Origin of the sequence: Segatella copri (assembly GCF_024330485.1) — a bacterium.
Classification (GTDB): Bacteria; Bacteroidota; Bacteroidia; order Bacteroidales; family Bacteroidaceae; genus Prevotella; species Prevotella copri_L.
In genome coordinates, this window is the sequence record NZ_JANDWX010000014.1 from 1 (window position 1) to 17,015 (window position 17,015).

General features: G+C 43.1%; 12 protein-coding genes. 9 read left to right on the forward strand and 3 right to left on the reverse strand.

The window, feature by feature from the left end:
• Positions 1 to 565 precede the first annotated feature (565 nt).
• Positions 566 to 1,381 carry a hypothetical protein gene (locus tag NNC77_RS09200; RefSeq protein ID WP_254970558.1) on the forward strand — a complete coding sequence of 272 codons (816 nt, stop codon included), beginning with the start codon at positions 566 to 568 and terminating at the stop codon, positions 1,379 to 1,381.
• A 256-nt stretch (positions 1,382 to 1,637) separates the two neighbouring features.
• Here the strand turns inward: NNC77_RS09200 and NNC77_RS09205 are convergent, their stop codons facing one another.
• The 3 genes from NNC77_RS09205 to NNC77_RS09215 all read right to left on the reverse strand — a co-directional run bounded on the left by NNC77_RS09205 (position 1,638) and on the right by NNC77_RS09215 (position 7,241).
• Positions 1,638 to 1,823, reverse strand: coding sequence for a hypothetical protein (locus NNC77_RS09205; RefSeq protein ID WP_217744095.1), 186 nt, complete (start codon positions 1,821 to 1,823; stop codon positions 1,638 to 1,640).
• A 68-nt stretch (positions 1,824 to 1,891) separates the two neighbouring features.
• Positions 1,892 to 5,053, reverse strand: coding sequence for a glycoside hydrolase family 2 TIM barrel-domain containing protein (locus NNC77_RS09210; RefSeq protein WP_254970557.1), 3,162 nt, complete (start codon positions 5,051 to 5,053; stop codon positions 1,892 to 1,894).
• A 13-nt stretch (positions 5,054 to 5,066) separates the two neighbouring features.
• Complete coding sequence (locus NNC77_RS09215; protein WP_254986873.1) at positions 5,067 to 7,241, reverse strand: TonB-dependent receptor; 2,175 nt, start codon at positions 7,239 to 7,241, stop codon at positions 5,067 to 5,069.
• Between the two features lie 1,271 nt (positions 7,242 to 8,512).
• On the opposite strand from NNC77_RS09215, the gene crcB reads away from it, so the two are divergent.
• The 8 genes from crcB (at position 8,513) to NNC77_RS09255 (ending at position 16,824) form a co-directional block, all read left to right on the forward strand.
• Positions 8,513 to 8,893, forward strand: a complete 381-nt coding sequence (crcB, locus tag NNC77_RS09220) for a fluoride efflux transporter CrcB (protein WP_144151266.1) — start codon at positions 8,513 to 8,515, stop codon at positions 8,891 to 8,893.
• A gap of 224 nt (positions 8,894 to 9,117) precedes the next feature.
• A complete protein-coding gene (locus NNC77_RS09225; RefSeq protein ID WP_118140031.1) occupies positions 9,118 to 9,726 on the forward strand; it encodes a DUF6621 family protein in 609 nt (202 codons plus the stop codon).
• A gap of 92 nt (positions 9,727 to 9,818) precedes the next feature.
• On the forward strand, positions 9,819 to 11,060 hold the full coding sequence (locus tag NNC77_RS09230) for a saccharopine dehydrogenase family protein (RefSeq protein ID WP_254970554.1): 1,242 nt from the start codon (positions 9,819 to 9,821) through the stop codon (positions 11,058 to 11,060).
• Between the two features lie 21 nt (positions 11,061 to 11,081).
• Positions 11,082 to 12,113: a recombinase RecA gene (recA, locus tag NNC77_RS09235; RefSeq protein WP_117693342.1), complete on the forward strand. Its 1,032-nt coding sequence runs from the start codon at positions 11,082 to 11,084 to the stop codon at positions 12,111 to 12,113.
• Between the two features lie 332 nt (positions 12,114 to 12,445).
• A complete protein-coding gene (dnaK, locus tag NNC77_RS09240; RefSeq protein ID WP_117727509.1) occupies positions 12,446 to 14,350 on the forward strand; it encodes a molecular chaperone DnaK in 1,905 nt (634 codons plus the stop codon).
• Between the two features lie 198 nt (positions 14,351 to 14,548).
• Positions 14,549 to 15,403, forward strand: a complete 855-nt coding sequence (locus tag NNC77_RS09245) for an HAD family hydrolase (protein WP_118079192.1) — start codon at positions 14,549 to 14,551, stop codon at positions 15,401 to 15,403.
• Between the two features lie 163 nt (positions 15,404 to 15,566).
• Positions 15,567 to 15,926 (forward strand): hypothetical protein, encoded by a 360-nt coding sequence (locus NNC77_RS09250; protein WP_118190275.1) that lies wholly within the window; start codon positions 15,567 to 15,569, stop codon positions 15,924 to 15,926.
• A gap of 151 nt (positions 15,927 to 16,077) precedes the next feature.
• Positions 16,078 to 16,824: a peptidylprolyl isomerase gene (locus tag NNC77_RS09255; protein WP_153119088.1), complete on the forward strand. Its 747-nt coding sequence runs from the start codon at positions 16,078 to 16,080 to the stop codon at positions 16,822 to 16,824.
• Positions 16,825 to 17,015: the final 191 nt, after the last annotated feature.

Below are 17,015 nucleotides of genomic sequence, written 5' to 3' on the forward strand. Positions count from 1 at the left end.
GGAAGGCATTCCATGCCCTCTCATAACGTTCTGTTGCTCTCATAATTTCGTTGCTTTTAAAATTATGGTGCAAAGGTAAGAACTTTTACGATAAAGGGCAAGGTATAAATGCGGAGCCGTTTACATACTTCTATCACATTCATGATACTTCGATGATACTTTTTGTAAAGTAATCCGAAAAGTATCATTCTTGTATATTATTATATACCAATTACTTATACCGTTACTTAGCCCAAAAGATGATACTTTGAGACTTTTTTCATAAAAAAAACTTTTCTCGTGTGCGTATAAACTCGACGCTAAATCTAAAAAGAATCTGATACAATACCTTATAGATACCCCAAAAATTACGTCCCGACGTAGACTTTACTACATGGCGACGTAATCTTTCCTACGTCCCGACGCAGAGATTCCTACATCGCCATGTAATTTCAAGGACAACGGGAAATGAAAGATGTATTGAAACAATTTGCTGGTAAATGCGAAATAAAGCCCAAATAATTTGGTGTTATCGAAGAAAAACTATAACTTTGCCACCAATAGAATTTATCAAACAATATAATTTATGACAAACCATGATTTTTGGATGTCCATCAGTGACATAATCAATGAAGGATTTACATCTGAAGGTCTAGCAAAATTAGATGATTATGCAGAACAATTCAGTACTGGAAAGATCTTATATAAACGATTTTCACCGTCAGAGCAGCTTGGCTGCGTTAAAGGGGGAACAATACATGTTATTGCATCCTTACTCGCGGGAGCAGAAGTTGGCACAGATCAACTCACTGCGCCAGAACACAGTTTCAAAAGAGAACAGCAACTTGGAAAGGTCCAAGAAAAACGCATAGAATGCTGGGCTAAAAAGACAGGATGCTGGGTAGATGACACTAGCGTATACAACCAAACCTTGGGCGATAAATTAGCGCAAGGCGGTGAAGCTATTGTATATGATAACGGTAATTCTGTACTAAAAGTAATCGGCCTTGACTATTTCATACAGCCAATTTTTGCTTTGGACAGAATTTCGTTACACAATGCTTACTTTGAACAAACCAAGATGTTTGTATTGGGATTCGGTAGAAACTCTATGGGTGACTTTATGATTATTGTTACCCAAACTTTCTTTCAAGGTAGCCAAATGACCGAAGAAGACATTGAAGAGTATACGGAACGTATTGGATTTAAACTGGTGAATCCAAGAAATTGGACATACTCCACACCAGGTATATACCTAAGCGATATGCACAACGAGAATGTTTTTCGTGGCATTGATGGAGTGGTTTATGTCATAGATTGCGACATCCGGATAAACACACCAGAACTAAAGGCTGGTGGCACACGAACTTTAACAACAGAAGTTGAATTTATAAAAGAATAAAGACATTGCAAAAATGGCTATATAGGCTATGATTAAAGAATTCAAGAAGACGCTTGCATCAACCTATAGAATTGACTCCTTTATCCCATCGAGCCGACTCCGTCATCCAGTATTTTGCCTTCATAGTCAAGAAAGAATTCTTTTGTGCAGTATTAGAAAATAAGCGTTTTACAAAGCCATTTCCTGTATAATAACAAAATGTCCGCAAAACCAAATTCTTGGAATTGCGGACAAAAATGAATAGTTTTATATAATGTTAGAAAGCTGCAACATTATTAATACATGGTGTACCCTTGGCATCATCGAATACAATGCGAAGACCATTGGTCTTTACCTTGTCAAATCGTAGGATACGCTTGTAACCGATTGTGGTTGTCTCTTCCTTTTGACTGAGCTTTACCCAGTTCTTGCCCTCAAGATAATATACAGTGAATGCTTTCACACGCAGTCCTAAAAGTATATACTCCTGGAGCAAAAGTCGAGATATTTCTCAGAGTGAGGACTATTTGGTTATCTTACAGGACGAATCACGAATTTGAATGCATAGTCCTGATAAGGAAGCATATATTTCTCAATAGGTAATGAGCCCCATGTATCGATACATCCCAATCCCATCTGTCTCTGACTAATGTGTACAGAGGTAAAGTCTCGTGGTACAAGGTCTCCAGAATGTTCTTGGTTCTTTACCGGTCCGCGGTAAAGATCTGAAGTCAGATAGTTCAGGCTTGAACACTCCATTGGCTCATTGGAGAAAAACTCCAGACCTTTATTGTCTTTTGTCAGAACCTTCCAATATCTTACCTGCGTCTTGTTGCCAGATTCCTGTGGACGGACGTATGGATAATACTGATCCTTTACCAACTGGGTAAAAATGCCCAATCTGTCGGAATTGTTACGGTCTGCATAATTCTCGTTAGGACCCTTTCCGTAGAATTCAACTCTATCAAACTTCTTAGGCATCTGCAATTCCATTCCATAGCGCAGAAGATTTGGCTTGTTCTCTGCATCAGGATTTACCTTCAGATCTTGTTCAACAGTCAGTTCTCCATTATTATTCAATGTATAGGTAAGAGTCAGTGTAGACTCTGTTTCTTTGAGATACAACTCGGCAACAACAGAACCATTCTCCTTACGGGTAAAATTCTTCAGTTCCATACTTGGCTTATTCCATGCTGCACTTAATGTAGTCATATGTGAACCAAAATCGTTGTCTGTGCATGCTCTCCAGAAGTCTGGAGTCAAATCAAATCCTCTTACAAGCATAGGTGTTTTGTCAACATCCAAATAAGAAACAAGTCCTGTTGCCTTACTGATGGTAACATCCACACCATTGGCAGAAAGAACAAGATACTTGGCATGATCTACAGCCTTGACTTTGGCTGTTTCAGAGGAATTCAATACAGGGAACTTATAGTCGCTAATCACAAACTGCTGGTGGGCGATTTCTTCATCCTTACTTAGAAGAAGTGAATCACTGTTCAATTTGTACGAAAGAGTCAGTGTCTTTTCCTTTCCTCTGTACTTCTTGTCTGCAACTATCTTTGCATATCCAGGAATTGCAATGGTCTTGCCTGTCTGAGGAAGAATATTGTATTTGCCAAGGTTGATTAAACCGTTTGCTATACTTTTTCCCTCTACCTCTATTGAATATACGAGATTTACGTTATTCAATGGAACAAAGAAGTTCTCGTTGAATACAGAGACTGTACCCTTGACCTTGTTCTCAAGTTTGCTCCAGATGTTCTGATGGAAGTATTTCACTTCGTAAGCATGAGGATTTGGTCTTCTGTCCGGACTAACCAAGCCATTGTTGTTGAAGTTCTCGTCAGACATAGGGAAACGACCATAATCACCGCCATAGGCATAGATCTGATTACCAGTTATCTTGCTCTTATCGCGCAGACCCTGATCAACAAAATCCCAGATAAAACCACCCTGATACTGAGGATACTGACGGACCAAATCCCAATACTGCTTGAATCCACCCATGGAATTACCCATGGCATGGGCATACTCCTGCTGAAGAAGAGGTTTGTCACAATAGTCCTTTTCCAGATATGCTCTACAACTGTCGTAATCAGCATACATAGGACAGAAAATGTCAGTCTTGCCAGCCTTCAGACCAGCCAACTCGTATGACTCAACAGGACGGGTTTCATCATGCTTGCCTGTTGAACATGCCATTTCGTATTGTACTGGACGAGAACTATCATATGCCTTTACCCAATCGTAGGCATCCTCAAAGTTCTTACCATAACCTGATTCGTTACCAAGACTCCACATAATGATACAAGGATGTTTTTTGAGAACCTTCACATTGTGCATGTTACGCTCAAGGTGTGTCTTGTTGAACAACTCATTTTTAGCCAGAGTCTCTTTACCAAATCCCATTCCGTGGCTTTCCAGATTTGCCTCAGCCATGACATAAATACCATATTCATCACACAAATCATACCAGCGTGGGTCATTTGGATAGTGGCTGGTGCGTATAGCATTGATGTTTAATTGCTTGGCAACCTTTATGTCACGAATCATGTTCTCAACACTGACAACATATCCTCCATCAGGATCTATCTCATGACGGTTCACACCCTTGATAAGAACAGGCTGTCCATTTACCAAGAGCTGTTTTCCCTTGATCTCGATCTTTCTAAAACCGACATTTTGGCGAATGACTTCCAATACTTTATCTCCATCCATCAGTGTCGCTCTGAGTGTGTACAAATTCGGTGTTTCTGCAGTCCATTTGGCTACATTCTGAATGGTTGACTCTACTGTTGAACTGCCACCCTGTAACTGTTGCTTTCTTTCAAAAACCGTATTGCCAGTTTTCTTGTCTATCAATTCTACCAGAACATTCTTTCCTTCACATGATTCTGTAGAAAAATGAATGGCAAAGATACCGTCTTTATAATTATCGGACAAGGAAGAGGTTACGTTCAAGTCCTTAATATGTGACTTCGGCTGAGCATAGATATAGTTCTCTCTGGCAATACCGCGAAGTCTCCAATAGTCCTGATCCTCAAAATAAGAGCCATCGCACCATCTCATCAGCTGCATGGCTATCAGATTCTCTTTTCCTGGTTCTACATATTTAGTGATGTCAAATTCCGCAGCAACCTTATTGTCTTCAGCATAGCCAACAAACTTTCCATTTACATATAGGTTAATATTGCTGGAAAATTCGCCGATGTGCAGTATTATATTGTCACCATTCCAATTCTCAGGAATAACAATCTTACGTCGGTAAGATCCGACGTAGTTGCCAAGATCCTGCACATAAGGAGGATTTGATTCCCATTCATTTTCCCACTCATATCTATAGTTGGTATAGACTGGCACGCTATAGCCATTCAACTCCCAACATCCAGGAATTGGCATCTTACCCCAATTAGAATCATCAAGATTGAGAGAATAGAAATCTAAAGGACGCTCATTGGCATTCTTCACCCAATTGAATTTCCAAATTCCTTCAATAGACAAGAATCTCTTTGAAAGCTTCTTGTCATTTCTGTCAGACAGTTCCTTATTCTCATAGCCGAAGAAATCAGAAACAGGCTCGTTACGATTGATGTTGTTCACCAAAGGGTCATTCCATGGTTCTGTCTTCTGGGCATAAACATTACCTGACAAAGCCATAAAAAGTACCATAAAATTGCATAATTTATTCATAATCAATAGGTATTTATAGTTTTACACTTGCTCCAAACTCAACAGTGAAAGGACGAAGATAGCGTCCGGACATTACGTAGCCATTGAATCGCTTGGCTTCTTCCGGACCAATAAGCTCTGAGCCGGATATTGTACCGCTGGCACCTTTTTGGTTCAGGAAGTTGACTACACCAAGGTTGAATGATAATTTGTTGGTAGCATTCCATTTCACACCTGCGAAAGTTTCCCAATGGCCGTTAAACCAAAGGGCATTTGAAAGGTTAGCATACGTTTTTCCAAAATATCTGAAACTGCCCCATACAGTCATCTTATCCTTGTAAAAGGTATAACTTGGGTCAAGTTCAATCAGTATCTGTGGTATTTCCTTGACAATGTTACCAGTGGCGTTTAAGTCTGCGGTCTCACCATCATCAAACTTTACTGTCACAGAATAGTCCTTGTATGTTGGCTTCTGATAAGTAAAGAGGGCATGAAGATGCGCACCCTTGAAAGGGTCAAGTTCCACATTGGTTGTCCATCCAACAGTCTGAATGCTATAATTTAATGATGTTGTCTTTGAAATACTAGTGCCAGGTTTGGTTATATCCTGCTGGTCTGTATTGTTCGTCTTCTGAATCCAGGTTATCATTGATGTAACATCAATCCACTTATTGCGATAGTATATACCACCACGGAGCAATGGAATGCGGAGACGCAGGTCCTGTGGTCCCATATTGGCATAATCTGTCATGCGAGGAGAGCGTTCCATTTGAGTGAAGTCAGCGGTGAGTCCCATACCTTTATAAAAGGACCATGTAGCCGAAACTGTAAATGCATAATTGAGCTTATTCTTTGTTCTGTGCTGTGGTGTAATGGTTACACCATCTGCATTGGTTGCACCGACATACATGTCTGCAAATCGTGCATAAGGCAACTGGTCTACAGACATACGACACCACTCTAAGCGTGCGCCATAGAAGAAACGAAGGCTTTCAATAGGACGCCATTCGTCTGTGAAATATCCTGCTAACTTGTTCTCATTACCGATAGCATAGTCTGTAGATATCTCATTGAACCCATAATAAGTTGTTCTTGCAGTCGGGTCTGAAACCGTGGAATGTGACAGAAACTCTGGATACTCATTTACAGTGGCATCCCATTGTGTTGACGCAGACCAGTAGTTTAAGTCAAAGTTCCACTCGTTGAGACCTATTTTAAGATTATGCTGACCATAGTTTCTCATCACCTCAGAGGTGAGAAGGAAAGATTTTGCCTTTGCAGTATGAAACCAGATTCTTCGACCATCCATCATACCTGTATAAAGCTTTCCATTCTTGTCATAATACGTATTCGTATTACCCTCAACCTTTCCATCTTTGACATTCATGATGGAACTGCCGCCAAAGTCGGCATAGTTAGCATCAACCCAGGTATATTTAGCCTTTGTATCCAAGTTCCATGCATTACCTAAATCCCATTTGAATAATACCGCAAATTCGTGAGATTTGTTCTTGTTCCAATCATTGATAGTAGTGTTTTTCACTTCACCTGTCTTCATATCACGGTACATGAAGTTCTGAGAAGCTGGAACGTATGAAGATGTCCCCAATTTAAAGCCATCCAATTCTGTCACATCACCATTAGTGTGATAGATAAATGGTGCAAAACAGGTTACGGTACCCATACGCTGACTGTTTGAGAACTTGTAGAGGAAAGACAACTGACCTCTGTTTCCCCAATGCTTTGTCAGGGCACCCTTATAAATTTGTGTACGGTCATTATAGTTGGTAAACTTCAAGTCAAAGGTTCCCGGATCAAAGTTTTGATACATATTCAAGGCATAAGTCCAGCCTTTAGCCAGAGGTCCTGAAACGTTCAAATCAAACTGATGCATACCATAATGGTTGCCTTTGTAATTCAAAATACCCTTGAACGTATCACTGCCTAAGTCGCTGAAACTGTTTACTGAATAAGCGATGTTTCCTGTAGCTATGGCTGATTCCTGCGGGTTCATCAATCCTACTTCAGCCAAGCTTCCGTCACTTCTCCAATGAGCAGATAGAGGATGGATGTAAGAAGAATAAACGACAGGTAATCCGTTCTCGTACACATTTACATCTTCACTTGGAAGACCTATCTGAATGTAACGAGGTGCATTGGCATCGGATGCATTGAGCATCACATTGCGTTCTGCTTTCTTTTCTACCATTGTAGTGTCTGACTTCTCTTGAGCACTACAAATGCTTGGGATGACCACGCAACAAGATAAGAGTAAAAGTTCTCTTCTCATAACTTTAAAACATTAAAAACGCTAAACACATAATGGATTTATTTCAACCATACATGCAATTACGCTTTATGTCCGTTGCACCTATACGGACCAAATAAACTACTGAACACATACATAAGGGAAACGGCGTTGGTGCAGTACGAGCTACTCAGTCAAACAGTCCTGAACTCCTAAAACATCCTATACAAGCCAGTAGTGGAATACACTTTATTACCTCTAAGATAATTATGAAATTTTACTATACGTTATATTCTACTAATGGAACTATTCTGGTGTAGTTGATAATAAGTTAATTATTTTTATATCTTATTGGGCGGTCTATAACTGCCTTGTATATTCCTGATCCTGGTTTGATATTATTTTGATATTATATAGAATCCGTGTGTGTATAACCAAGTGCGCTTGTAAACGCCATTTCCAATATGCTTGTCCTTCCCGTCTTTCTCACTCGGCATTCGTCAATTAAGGTAAGGCGTGAAAACGATTGCAAAGTTAAGACTTAAATCTTACCCCCAAAAAAATAACAAATATTGTCAAATTTTAACGATAACAACCGAAGCGTTTATCAGATTTCAATATATTCTTACTTGTTGGCACGGATCTTTAATCTGTAGCCCTTTAGAAGTAACATCTGTTTTTACGTTATTTGTTGCATCTTTGTTTTCTTCTTTGCTCTTTTTCTCAACCTGCGACGCAAGTTCAAGCTGTATTTTTCGGTCCAATGCAGCCAGACAACAAGCCCAAGGCACTTACTGGATACGTTATCGAAGATACGACACTTTTTACTACCTTATCATCGAAAAAATGTATGATTTAACATTCGTTATCATCGAAAAAGTGTGTAATTTACTTGTTTTTATCATCGAAAAAGTGTATCTTTGCACCAGAAACATTTAAATTCCAGTTAGTTATGAAAAGCAAGATATACAAAAGGATATGTAGACCAAGAATGGATGGAAAACATCCCTATCATAGCCATTGGCACATATTTTGAGAAATGATATGTAAAGGATTATGCGGCTTTTCTGTCCGAGAGGAACAAACTTAAGAGTGTTCTATCAGTTAGCACGGACTGAAAAGCCGTTCGAAAGAATTGCAGAACATACTCAAAGAGAATAGCGGCAAGGCTGATAGTATATACAAGGAAATATCATACAAGTTATTATATATTATACATTATAGATAAGGAGATGAAAGAAGTATTGATAGTAAGCATCGGCAGCTTCTTCGGAGGCGGCATGAGATATTGGATTTCAAAGTTGGTGCAATCCTGCACGGTGATTGCCTTTCCGTTCGGAACGATGGCGGTGAATGTGGCGGGATGCCTCATCATCGGGTTCCTCTCGGGATTGAACTGGCGGGAAGGGGGATGGATGTCGCCATCTGCCAAACTGCTGCTCACCACGGGATTCTGCGGAGGATTCACTACCTTCTCTACCTTTATGAACGAGGGGGCAGGACTGATGAAGGAAGAGAATTATGTCTATATGATGCTCTATCTCTTCGGAAGTCTGGCGCTGGGACTTATTGCCGTTCTCGCCGGACATTATCTGGCGAAAATTATCGCATAAAAGACTTCGGAGAACAGAAAGAAGAAGAGCCCGGATTATCACATAAAATACTGAAGATAGTATTCCATCAAATGAAGAAACGATGAAAATACTATCTTTTTTATTATTTTATATTTCCAAAATGCCTTAATTACGAAATTTATTCGTAAATTTGCAGAAATAATCTGCATTCGACAATTTGAAAGCAAGCTTTCATCATGCTCGTTTGCTTAATTTTTGCACCAATGAATACATTAGATACAAACAATATAAAATGGAGCGAGAATGTAATTATCGCTGATGCCGACTATATCGACCGAGTGGCTTTCGACCTGACAGTCAACTTCGAACGAATGATTAACCGTCGCATCCAACCAGCCGATATGGCACAATGGGCAGTCTGCATCGCCCTCGATGGAGGACTCAGAGAGGGCGAGCACGAGACACAGGTTGTGCTTATCCACGACAAGCAGTCGATGGCGATGAAGAACTTCCGCCCTGCCAACTATGAGAAGGATCTGAACGCTCAGGCTTTCAAGGATGATAAGCTCGGAGAATTCATCATCTCTTCTTATCCTACAGAGGAAAAGATGGTTGGCAAGGACGACTTCCTCATAGATGTGGCACGCACCGTATGCAACGCCAAGGAGGTGAAGCGAGTGATGGTAATCCCAAATTCTGAGGATGGAGATGCTTACGACCGACTCCGCGAGATACTCCGTAAGGTAGATGACGATGACAAGCGCATCACCCTCTTTGCCATGCAGCCCATGCCAGGCGGCAACTTCAGACAGGAGATTCTCGGTTATTCACTCATGAATGCCCTGGGGATTTCGGCAAACGAGATTAAGTGAAGAACGAAGAGTGAAGAGTGAAGAATTCAATAGCATTAAGGGCGTTAGCCTAATTATAAATTGTAAATTATTAATTATACATTAAATAAAAAATGAGTAGAGTACTTATGATAGGCGCAGGTGGCGTGGCTACCGTGGCTGCCTTCAAGATCGTCCAGAACCAGGACGTTTTCACCGAGTTTATGATTGCTAGCCGTCGCAAGGCAAAATGCGATAAACTGGTTAAGGATATCCATGCCAAGGGCTACAAGATGGATATTCAGACAGCTGAGGTGGATGCCGACGACGTTGAGCAGTTGAAGGCTCTCTTCAATAGCTACAAGCCTGAGCTTGTCATCAACCTCGCTTTGCCTTACCAGGATCTCACTATCATGGATGCCTGTCTGGCTTGCGGTTGCAACTACATGGATACCGCTAACTATGAGCCTAAGGACGAGGCTCACTTCGAGTACTCTTGGCAGTGGGCTTACAAGGATAAGTTCGAGCAGGCAGGTCTGTGCGCTATCCTCGGCTGCGGCTTCGACCCAGGTGTATCTGGCATCTTCACCGCTTATGCAGCCAAGCATCACTTCGATGAGATTGAGGTGCTCGACATCGTGGATTGCAACGCCGGTAACCATCACAAGGCTTTCGCAACCAACTTCAACCCAGAAATCAATATCCGCGAAATTACCCAGAAGGGACTCTGGTATAAGGATGGCGAATGGATTGAAACCGACCCTCTCTCTATCCACAAGCCACTCACCTACCCTAACATCGGCCCTCGCGAGAGCTATCTGATGCACCACGAGGAGTTGGAGAGCCTGGTGAAGAACTACCCTACCATCAAGGAGGCACGCTTCTGGATGACCTTCGGTCAGCAGTATCTCACCTACCTCGACTGCATCCAGAACCTCGGCATGAGCCGCATCGACGAAATCGAGTACGAGGCTCCATTGGCAGACGGTTCCGGCAAGACTGCCAAGGTGAAGATTGTTCCTCTGCAGTTCCTCAAGGCCGTATTGCCTAACCCACAGGATCTCGGCGAGAACTATGACGGCGAAACATCTATCGGTTGCCGCATCCGTGGCAAGAAAGACGGCAAGGAGCGCACCTACTACGTTTATAACAACTGCAAGCACCAGGAGGCTTACAACGAAACCGGTATGCAGGGCGTAAGCTACACCACCGGTGTGCCAGCCATGATTGGTGCCATGATGTTCCTCAAGGGCATCTGGAAGAAACCAGGCGTATGGAACGTAGAGGAGTTCGACCCAGATCCATTCATGGAGCAGCTGAACAAGCAGGGATTGCCATGGCACGAGGTGTTTGATGGCGATTTGGAAATCGACTAAACTTTAAATTAAAATAAGAATATGGCAAAAGAAATGCAAGAGGGAAAATTGAATCCCAATGAAGGCAAGCTGAAAGCTCTTCAGGCAGCCATGGCTAAGATAGAAAAGGACTTCGGTAAGGGCTCTATCATGAAACTCGGAGATGAGCACGTTGAGAATATCGAAGTTATTCCTACAGGCAGTATCGCTCTCGACAATGCACTGGGCGTAGGCGGTTATCCTAAGGGACGTATCATCGAGATTTACGGTCCGGAATCTTCCGGTAAAACAACATTGGCTATCCATGCCATCGCAGAGGCTCAGAAGGCTGGCGGTATCGCTGCTTTCATTGATGCAGAGCACGCTTTCGACCGCTTCTATGCAGCCAAGCTGGGCGTTGATGTTGATAACTTGTGGATTTCACAACCAGATAATGGTGAGCAGGCGTTACAGATTGCAGACCAGCTGATCAGTTCTGCTGCTGTAGACATCGTAGTTGTTGACTCTGTTGCCGCCTTGACTCCTAAGAAGGAAATCGAAGGCGATATGGGTGACAATGTGGTAGGTCTTCAGGCTCGACTGATGAGTCAGGCTCTCCGCAAGCTAACTTCTACCATCAGCAAGACCAACACTACCTGCATCTTCATCAACCAGTTGCGCGAGAAGATTGGTGTAATGTTCGGTAACCCAGAGACAACCACCGGTGGTAATGCTCTGAAGTTCTATGCATCAGTGCGTTTGGATATCCGCAAAGCTACAGCCATCAAGGATGGCGATGAGGTAGTAGGTAATCTGGTTCGCGTGAAGGTAGTAAAGAACAAGGTGGCTCCTCCTTTCCGCAAGGCTGAGTTCGACATCATGTTTGGCGAAGGCATCAGCCGTGCCGGCGAGGTATTCGGCCTGGCTGTAGCCAACAATATCATCGAAAAGAGCGGCAGCTGGTATAGCTATGGCGGTTCTAAACTCGGACAGGGTGCCGATGCCTGCAAGGCATTGCTCAAGGATAACCCTGAACTTCTCGATGAACTGGAAGCTAAGGTTCGCGAAGCACTTGCTGCTAAGGAACAGAAATAAAGCCAGATAAGGTTTCACACCTTATTATATATAGGAGCTTTATCTGAAAAGAAAGATTTCTCAATCATATTACAGGAATCAAGATAGGGAGAATGCGACATTTTATCGCCTCCCATATCTTGATTCCTTTTATTTTGTCAGCATTATCTGACACCTTGTCAGCCACTTTAAATTTTACAATCCCTTGGCACATGCTTTGTTATGACGGAAAGCGTGAACGCTGAATATAGAGGTTCCCGACAGATGCATATCTTCGGCAGACTTCCAATAGCCAGCAAGTTCATGAGATAAATAACATATTAATAACGATAAAAATAAAAAAAGATATAATTATGGGAAAAGTAATTGGAATTGACTTGGGTACCACAAACAGTTGTGTTGCCGTTTTCGAAGGTAGCGAACCAGTTGTAATCGCTAACAGTGAAGGTAAGCGTACTACTCCATCAGTAGTAGGTTTCGTTAAGGATGGTGACCGCAAGGTAGGTGATCCTGCTAAGCGTCAGGCCATCACAAACCCTAAGAACACAGTATATTCTATCAAGCGTTTCATGGGTGAGACATACGCTCAGAGCCAGAAAGAGGCTGAGGCAATGCCTTACACAGTAGTAAACGAGGGTGGTTATCCACGTGTTGAAATCGAGGGTCGTAAATATACTCCACAGGAGATTTCTGCAATGGTTCTCCAGAAGATGAAGAAGACTGCAGAGGATTATCTCGGACAGGAAGTTACAGATGCTGTTATCACAGTTCCTGCTTACTTCTCTGACTCACAGCGTCAGGCTACAAAGGAGGCTGGTCAGATTGCAGGTTTGAACGTTCAGCGTATCGTAAATGAGCCTACAGCCGCAGCTTTGGCTTACGGTGTTGACAAGGCTAACAAGGATATGAAGATTGCCGTATTCGACTTGGGTGGTGGTACATTCGATATCTCTATTCTGGAGTTCGGTGGCGGCGTATTCGAGGTACTTTCTACCAATGGTGATACTCACCTGGGTGGTGATGACTTCGACCAGGTAATCATCAACTGGTTGGCTGATGGCTTCAAGGCTGAAGAAGGCGTAGATCTCCGCAAGGACCCTATGGCTATGCAGCGTTTGAAGGAGGCTGCTGAGAAGGCTAAGATTGAGTTGTCAAGCTCTACATCTACCGAAATCAACTTGCCATACATCACAGCCGTTGACGGTATGCCAAAGCACTTGGTTAAGACTTTGACCCGTGCACAGTTCGAGCAGTTGGCTCACAACCTGATTCAGGCTTGTCTCGTACCTTGCCAGAATGCCGTTCGTGACGCTAAGCTCTCTACATCAGATATCGACGAGGTTATCCTGGTGGGTGGTTCAAGCCGTATCCCAGCCGTTCAGACCTTGGTTAAGAACTACTTCGGCAAGGAGCCTTCTAAGGGCGTAAACCCAGATGAGGTTGTTGCAGTAGGTGCAGCTATCCAGGGTGCCATCCTGAACAAGGAAGAGGGTGTTGGTGACATCGTATTGCTCGACGTTACTCCATTGACTCTCGGTATCGAGACTATGGGTGGTGTGATGACTAAGCTCATCGATGCCAATACAACTATCCCTTGCAAGAAGAGCGAGGTATTCTCTACAGCAGCTGATAACCAGACAGAGGTTACCATCCACGTATTGCAGGGTGAGCGCCCAATGGCAGCTCAGAACAAGAGCATCGGCCAGTTCAACCTGACAGGTATCGCTCCAGCTCGCCGTGGTGTTCCTCAGATTGAGGTTACCTTCGATATCGATGCCAACGGTATCTTGAACGTATCAGCTAAAGATAAGGCTACCGGTAAGGAGCAGAGCATCCGCATCGAGGCTTCATCTGGCTTGAGCGAGGACGAGATCAACCGCATGAAGGCTGAGGCAGAGCAGAACGCTGCTGCTGATAAGGCTGAGCGCGAGAAGATTGACAAGATGAACCAGGCTGACAGCATGATCTTCACCACCGAGAACTTCTTGAAGGATAACGGTGATAAGATTCCTGCAGACAAGAAGCCAGGCATCGAGCAGGCATTGCAGCAGTTGAAGGATGCTCACAAGGCTGGTGATGTTGCAGCTATCGATTCAGCTATCAACAACTTGAACACCGTCATGCAGGCTGCTTCTCAGCAGATGTATCAGGGCGGCCAGCAGGCAGGTCCTCAGGGTGCACAGGGTGGTCAGCAGGCACAGGGCGGCAATGATGGCGCTCAGGACGTACAAGACGCTGACTTCGAGGAGGTTAAGTAATACAGACTAATATTATAATAAAGGCGTACAATGCTCAGAAATGAGTTTTGTACGCCTTTTTTGTTTCATTATGTTTTTTTATATCCCAATAGTTTGCTAATTCGCTGAAAATTATGTATATTTGCAAATTAAGGGAGAAAAACATCCCCGAAAGAGATAGACAGTTTAGGGTAAATATAAAAGAAAGGAGAACGGGATATGACAAAGAAGAGACCACAGGTAGCTCTGGTTTATGATTTCGACGGCACACTGTCGCCGGGCAATATGCAGGAGTTTGGATTCATACAGGCTACAGGCAAGACAAAAGACGAGTTCTGGGAGAAAAACAGAAAGTTTGCAGAGGGTAAGGATGCCAACGGCATTTTGACCTATATGTATCTGATGCTCGACGAAGCCAAGAAGAACAATATCTCGCTCACCCGGGAATCTTTTCAGAAATTCGGCAAGGATGTAGAACTGTTCCGCGGCGTAAAACAATGGTTTTCGCTCGTGAATGAATATGGCAACAGCATCGGACTGGACGTAAAGCACTACATCAACTCCTCGGGACTGAAGGAGATGATAGAGGGCACACCTATCGCCCAGGAATTTGAGAACATCTACGCCTGCTCCTTTCTCTACAACAAGGAGGGAATCGCCTATTGGCCAGCCGTAGCCGTAGACTATACTACCAAAACGCAATTCCTCTTCAAAATCAACAAAGGTATCAAACAGGTGAGCGACAACAGAAGAGTGAACCAGTATATCCCTGACGAAAAGCGCCCTATCCCTTTCCCCCGAATGATATACTTCGGAGATGGAGAAACCGATGTGCCTTGCATGAAGATGGTAAAGGAACATGGCGGCCACTCGATTGCGGTATATGATAACGAGGATAAACAGAAGACTGCCTGCCAGCTTGTCAAGGAGGGACGGGTAAACTTCATGTGCTCTGCCAACTACAGCAAAGGAAGCGTGATGAATATCATCGTAAAGAGAATATTGGATAAAATCAAAGCCGACTTTGAATTCGACCGTCTGATAGAGCTGAACCAGAAGAAGGCATGGAAGTGATTTAAAGGTAAAAGGGTAAAAAAGTAAAAAGGTAAAAGGGTAAAAAGGGCAAGAAAGTAAAGGGAGAAAGGGATTCTTTTGTGAATTCCTTGAAACTTTTCTTGGTTTTGTCGAGGATTATGCTTAATTTTGCACGCAAAAATAATAATATCAAATCATATTAATGGGAAGAAACAAATACTCAGCAGGAGAAATCAAGGAAATCGGCAAGTTGCTGCGACTCAAAAACGCAGGCAACCGTTTACAACAGAAAATGATACGCCACGACCTTCGCGTGGATTATGAATTCAATATCTCTGACTTCAATGAGCCTGGCAAGGCTTTCGGAGAAGAGGAGTTGCAGGCTGCCATCAAGCGTGGCGCCATTCAGATTCTCGACGATGCCACCATCGAGGCAATGAAGGCAAAACGTGCCCGAGATAAGGCTCGCGACGAGGCAGAGAGACAGAAAGAAGCCGTAGCCAGCGGTGAACAGACCGACTGGCAGGAGGCTATGAAGGAGTGGAATGAGTATTATAAATAATTTTGAATGTTGATTGTTAAATGTTGAATATTGAATTGCACAATGGGCTATGCTAGCCAAAAGCAAGATATAACTCAACACTCAACATTCATCACTCAACATTCATCACTCAACATTCAACACTCAACATTCAACATTTAATTAAACGATTATGGCAAAAGTATTGATAAAGACATCAGAGGGCGACATCAAGGTACGCCTCTACGACGAGACACCTCAGCATCGTGACAACTTCTTGAAGTTGGCAAAGGAGGGATATTTCGATGGCACTCTCTTCCATCGTGTCATCAAGGATTTTATGATTCAAGGCGGCGATCCAGACAGCAAAGGCGCTCCTAAAGGCAAGATGCTGGGCACAGGTGGTCCTGACTATACCATCCCTGCCGAGTTCGTTTATCCACAACTTTTCCACAAACGTGGTGCCTTGAGCGCAGCCCGTTTGGGAGATGAGGTAAACCCGGAACGAGAGAGCAGCGGTAGCCAGTTCTATATTGTATGGGGGAAGACCTACAAGCAGAATGAACTGAAGCAGATGGAAAAGCAGATGGGCATGCAGATGGAGCAGAACATCTTCAACCAGCTTGCCAAGGAGCATCATGATGAAATTATGAACTTCCGCCGCAACCGCGACCGTGAGGGGCTGATGAAACTCCAGGATGAACTGGTGGATGAAACCAAGAAGCGCTGCAAGGAGCAGGGCTATCCTAAGTTTACCGAAGAGCAGCAGAAGGCTTACACTGAAGTAGGCGGAACACCTTTCCTCGATAACCAATACACCGTTTTCGGTGAAGTAGAGGAAGGACTTGACGTGGTAGAGAAGATTCAGAACTGCGAAACATTGCGTGGCGATCGCCCAAAAGAGGATGTTTCTATGCAGATTTCAGTCATCGAGGAATAAGAAATTTCCATAACGCTCCGCCGGACGGTAAATCCGGCGGAACGCCTAATAAAAACCTGAACAAATATTATATAAGTAATAACAACTATTCATTCGTATTACACAAAAAGACAAATCAATATGGAAAAATGAAAAGCAAAATGGTAAAGAGCATCAATGCTCTTAGCATTGGCAAGTTCTAACTACAGCTA

What these genes read in the sequence shown, in the direction of transcription:
- NNC77_RS09255 (WP_153119088.1), top strand. Translation starts at nt 16,078, where the DNA reads ATGGCAAAAGTATTGATAAAGACATCAGAGGGCGACATCAAGGTACGC.
- dnaK (WP_117727509.1), top strand. Translation starts at nt 12,446, where the DNA reads ATGGGAAAAGTAATTGGAATTGACTTGGGTACCACAAACAGTTGTGTT.
- NNC77_RS09210 (WP_254970557.1), bottom strand. Translation starts at nt 5,053, where the DNA reads ATGAATAAATTATGCAATTTTATGGTACTTTTTATGGCTTTGTCAGGT.
- NNC77_RS09215 (WP_254986873.1), bottom strand. Translation starts at nt 7,241, where the DNA reads ATGGTAGAAAAGAAAGCAGAACGCAATGTGATGCTCAATGCATCCGAT.
- NNC77_RS09225 (WP_118140031.1), top strand. Translation starts at nt 9,118, where the DNA reads ATGAATACATTAGATACAAACAATATAAAATGGAGCGAGAATGTAATT.
- NNC77_RS09245 (WP_118079192.1), top strand. Translation starts at nt 14,549, where the DNA reads ATGACAAAGAAGAGACCACAGGTAGCTCTGGTTTATGATTTCGACGGC.
- NNC77_RS09250 (WP_118190275.1), top strand. Translation starts at nt 15,567, where the DNA reads ATGGGAAGAAACAAATACTCAGCAGGAGAAATCAAGGAAATCGGCAAG.
- crcB (WP_144151266.1), top strand. Translation starts at nt 8,513, where the DNA reads ATGAAAGAAGTATTGATAGTAAGCATCGGCAGCTTCTTCGGAGGCGGC.
- NNC77_RS09200 (WP_254970558.1), top strand. Translation starts at nt 566, where the DNA reads ATGACAAACCATGATTTTTGGATGTCCATCAGTGACATAATCAATGAA.
- recA (WP_117693342.1), top strand. Translation starts at nt 11,082, where the DNA reads ATGGCAAAAGAAATGCAAGAGGGAAAATTGAATCCCAATGAAGGCAAG.
- NNC77_RS09230 (WP_254970554.1), top strand. Translation starts at nt 9,819, where the DNA reads ATGAGTAGAGTACTTATGATAGGCGCAGGTGGCGTGGCTACCGTGGCT.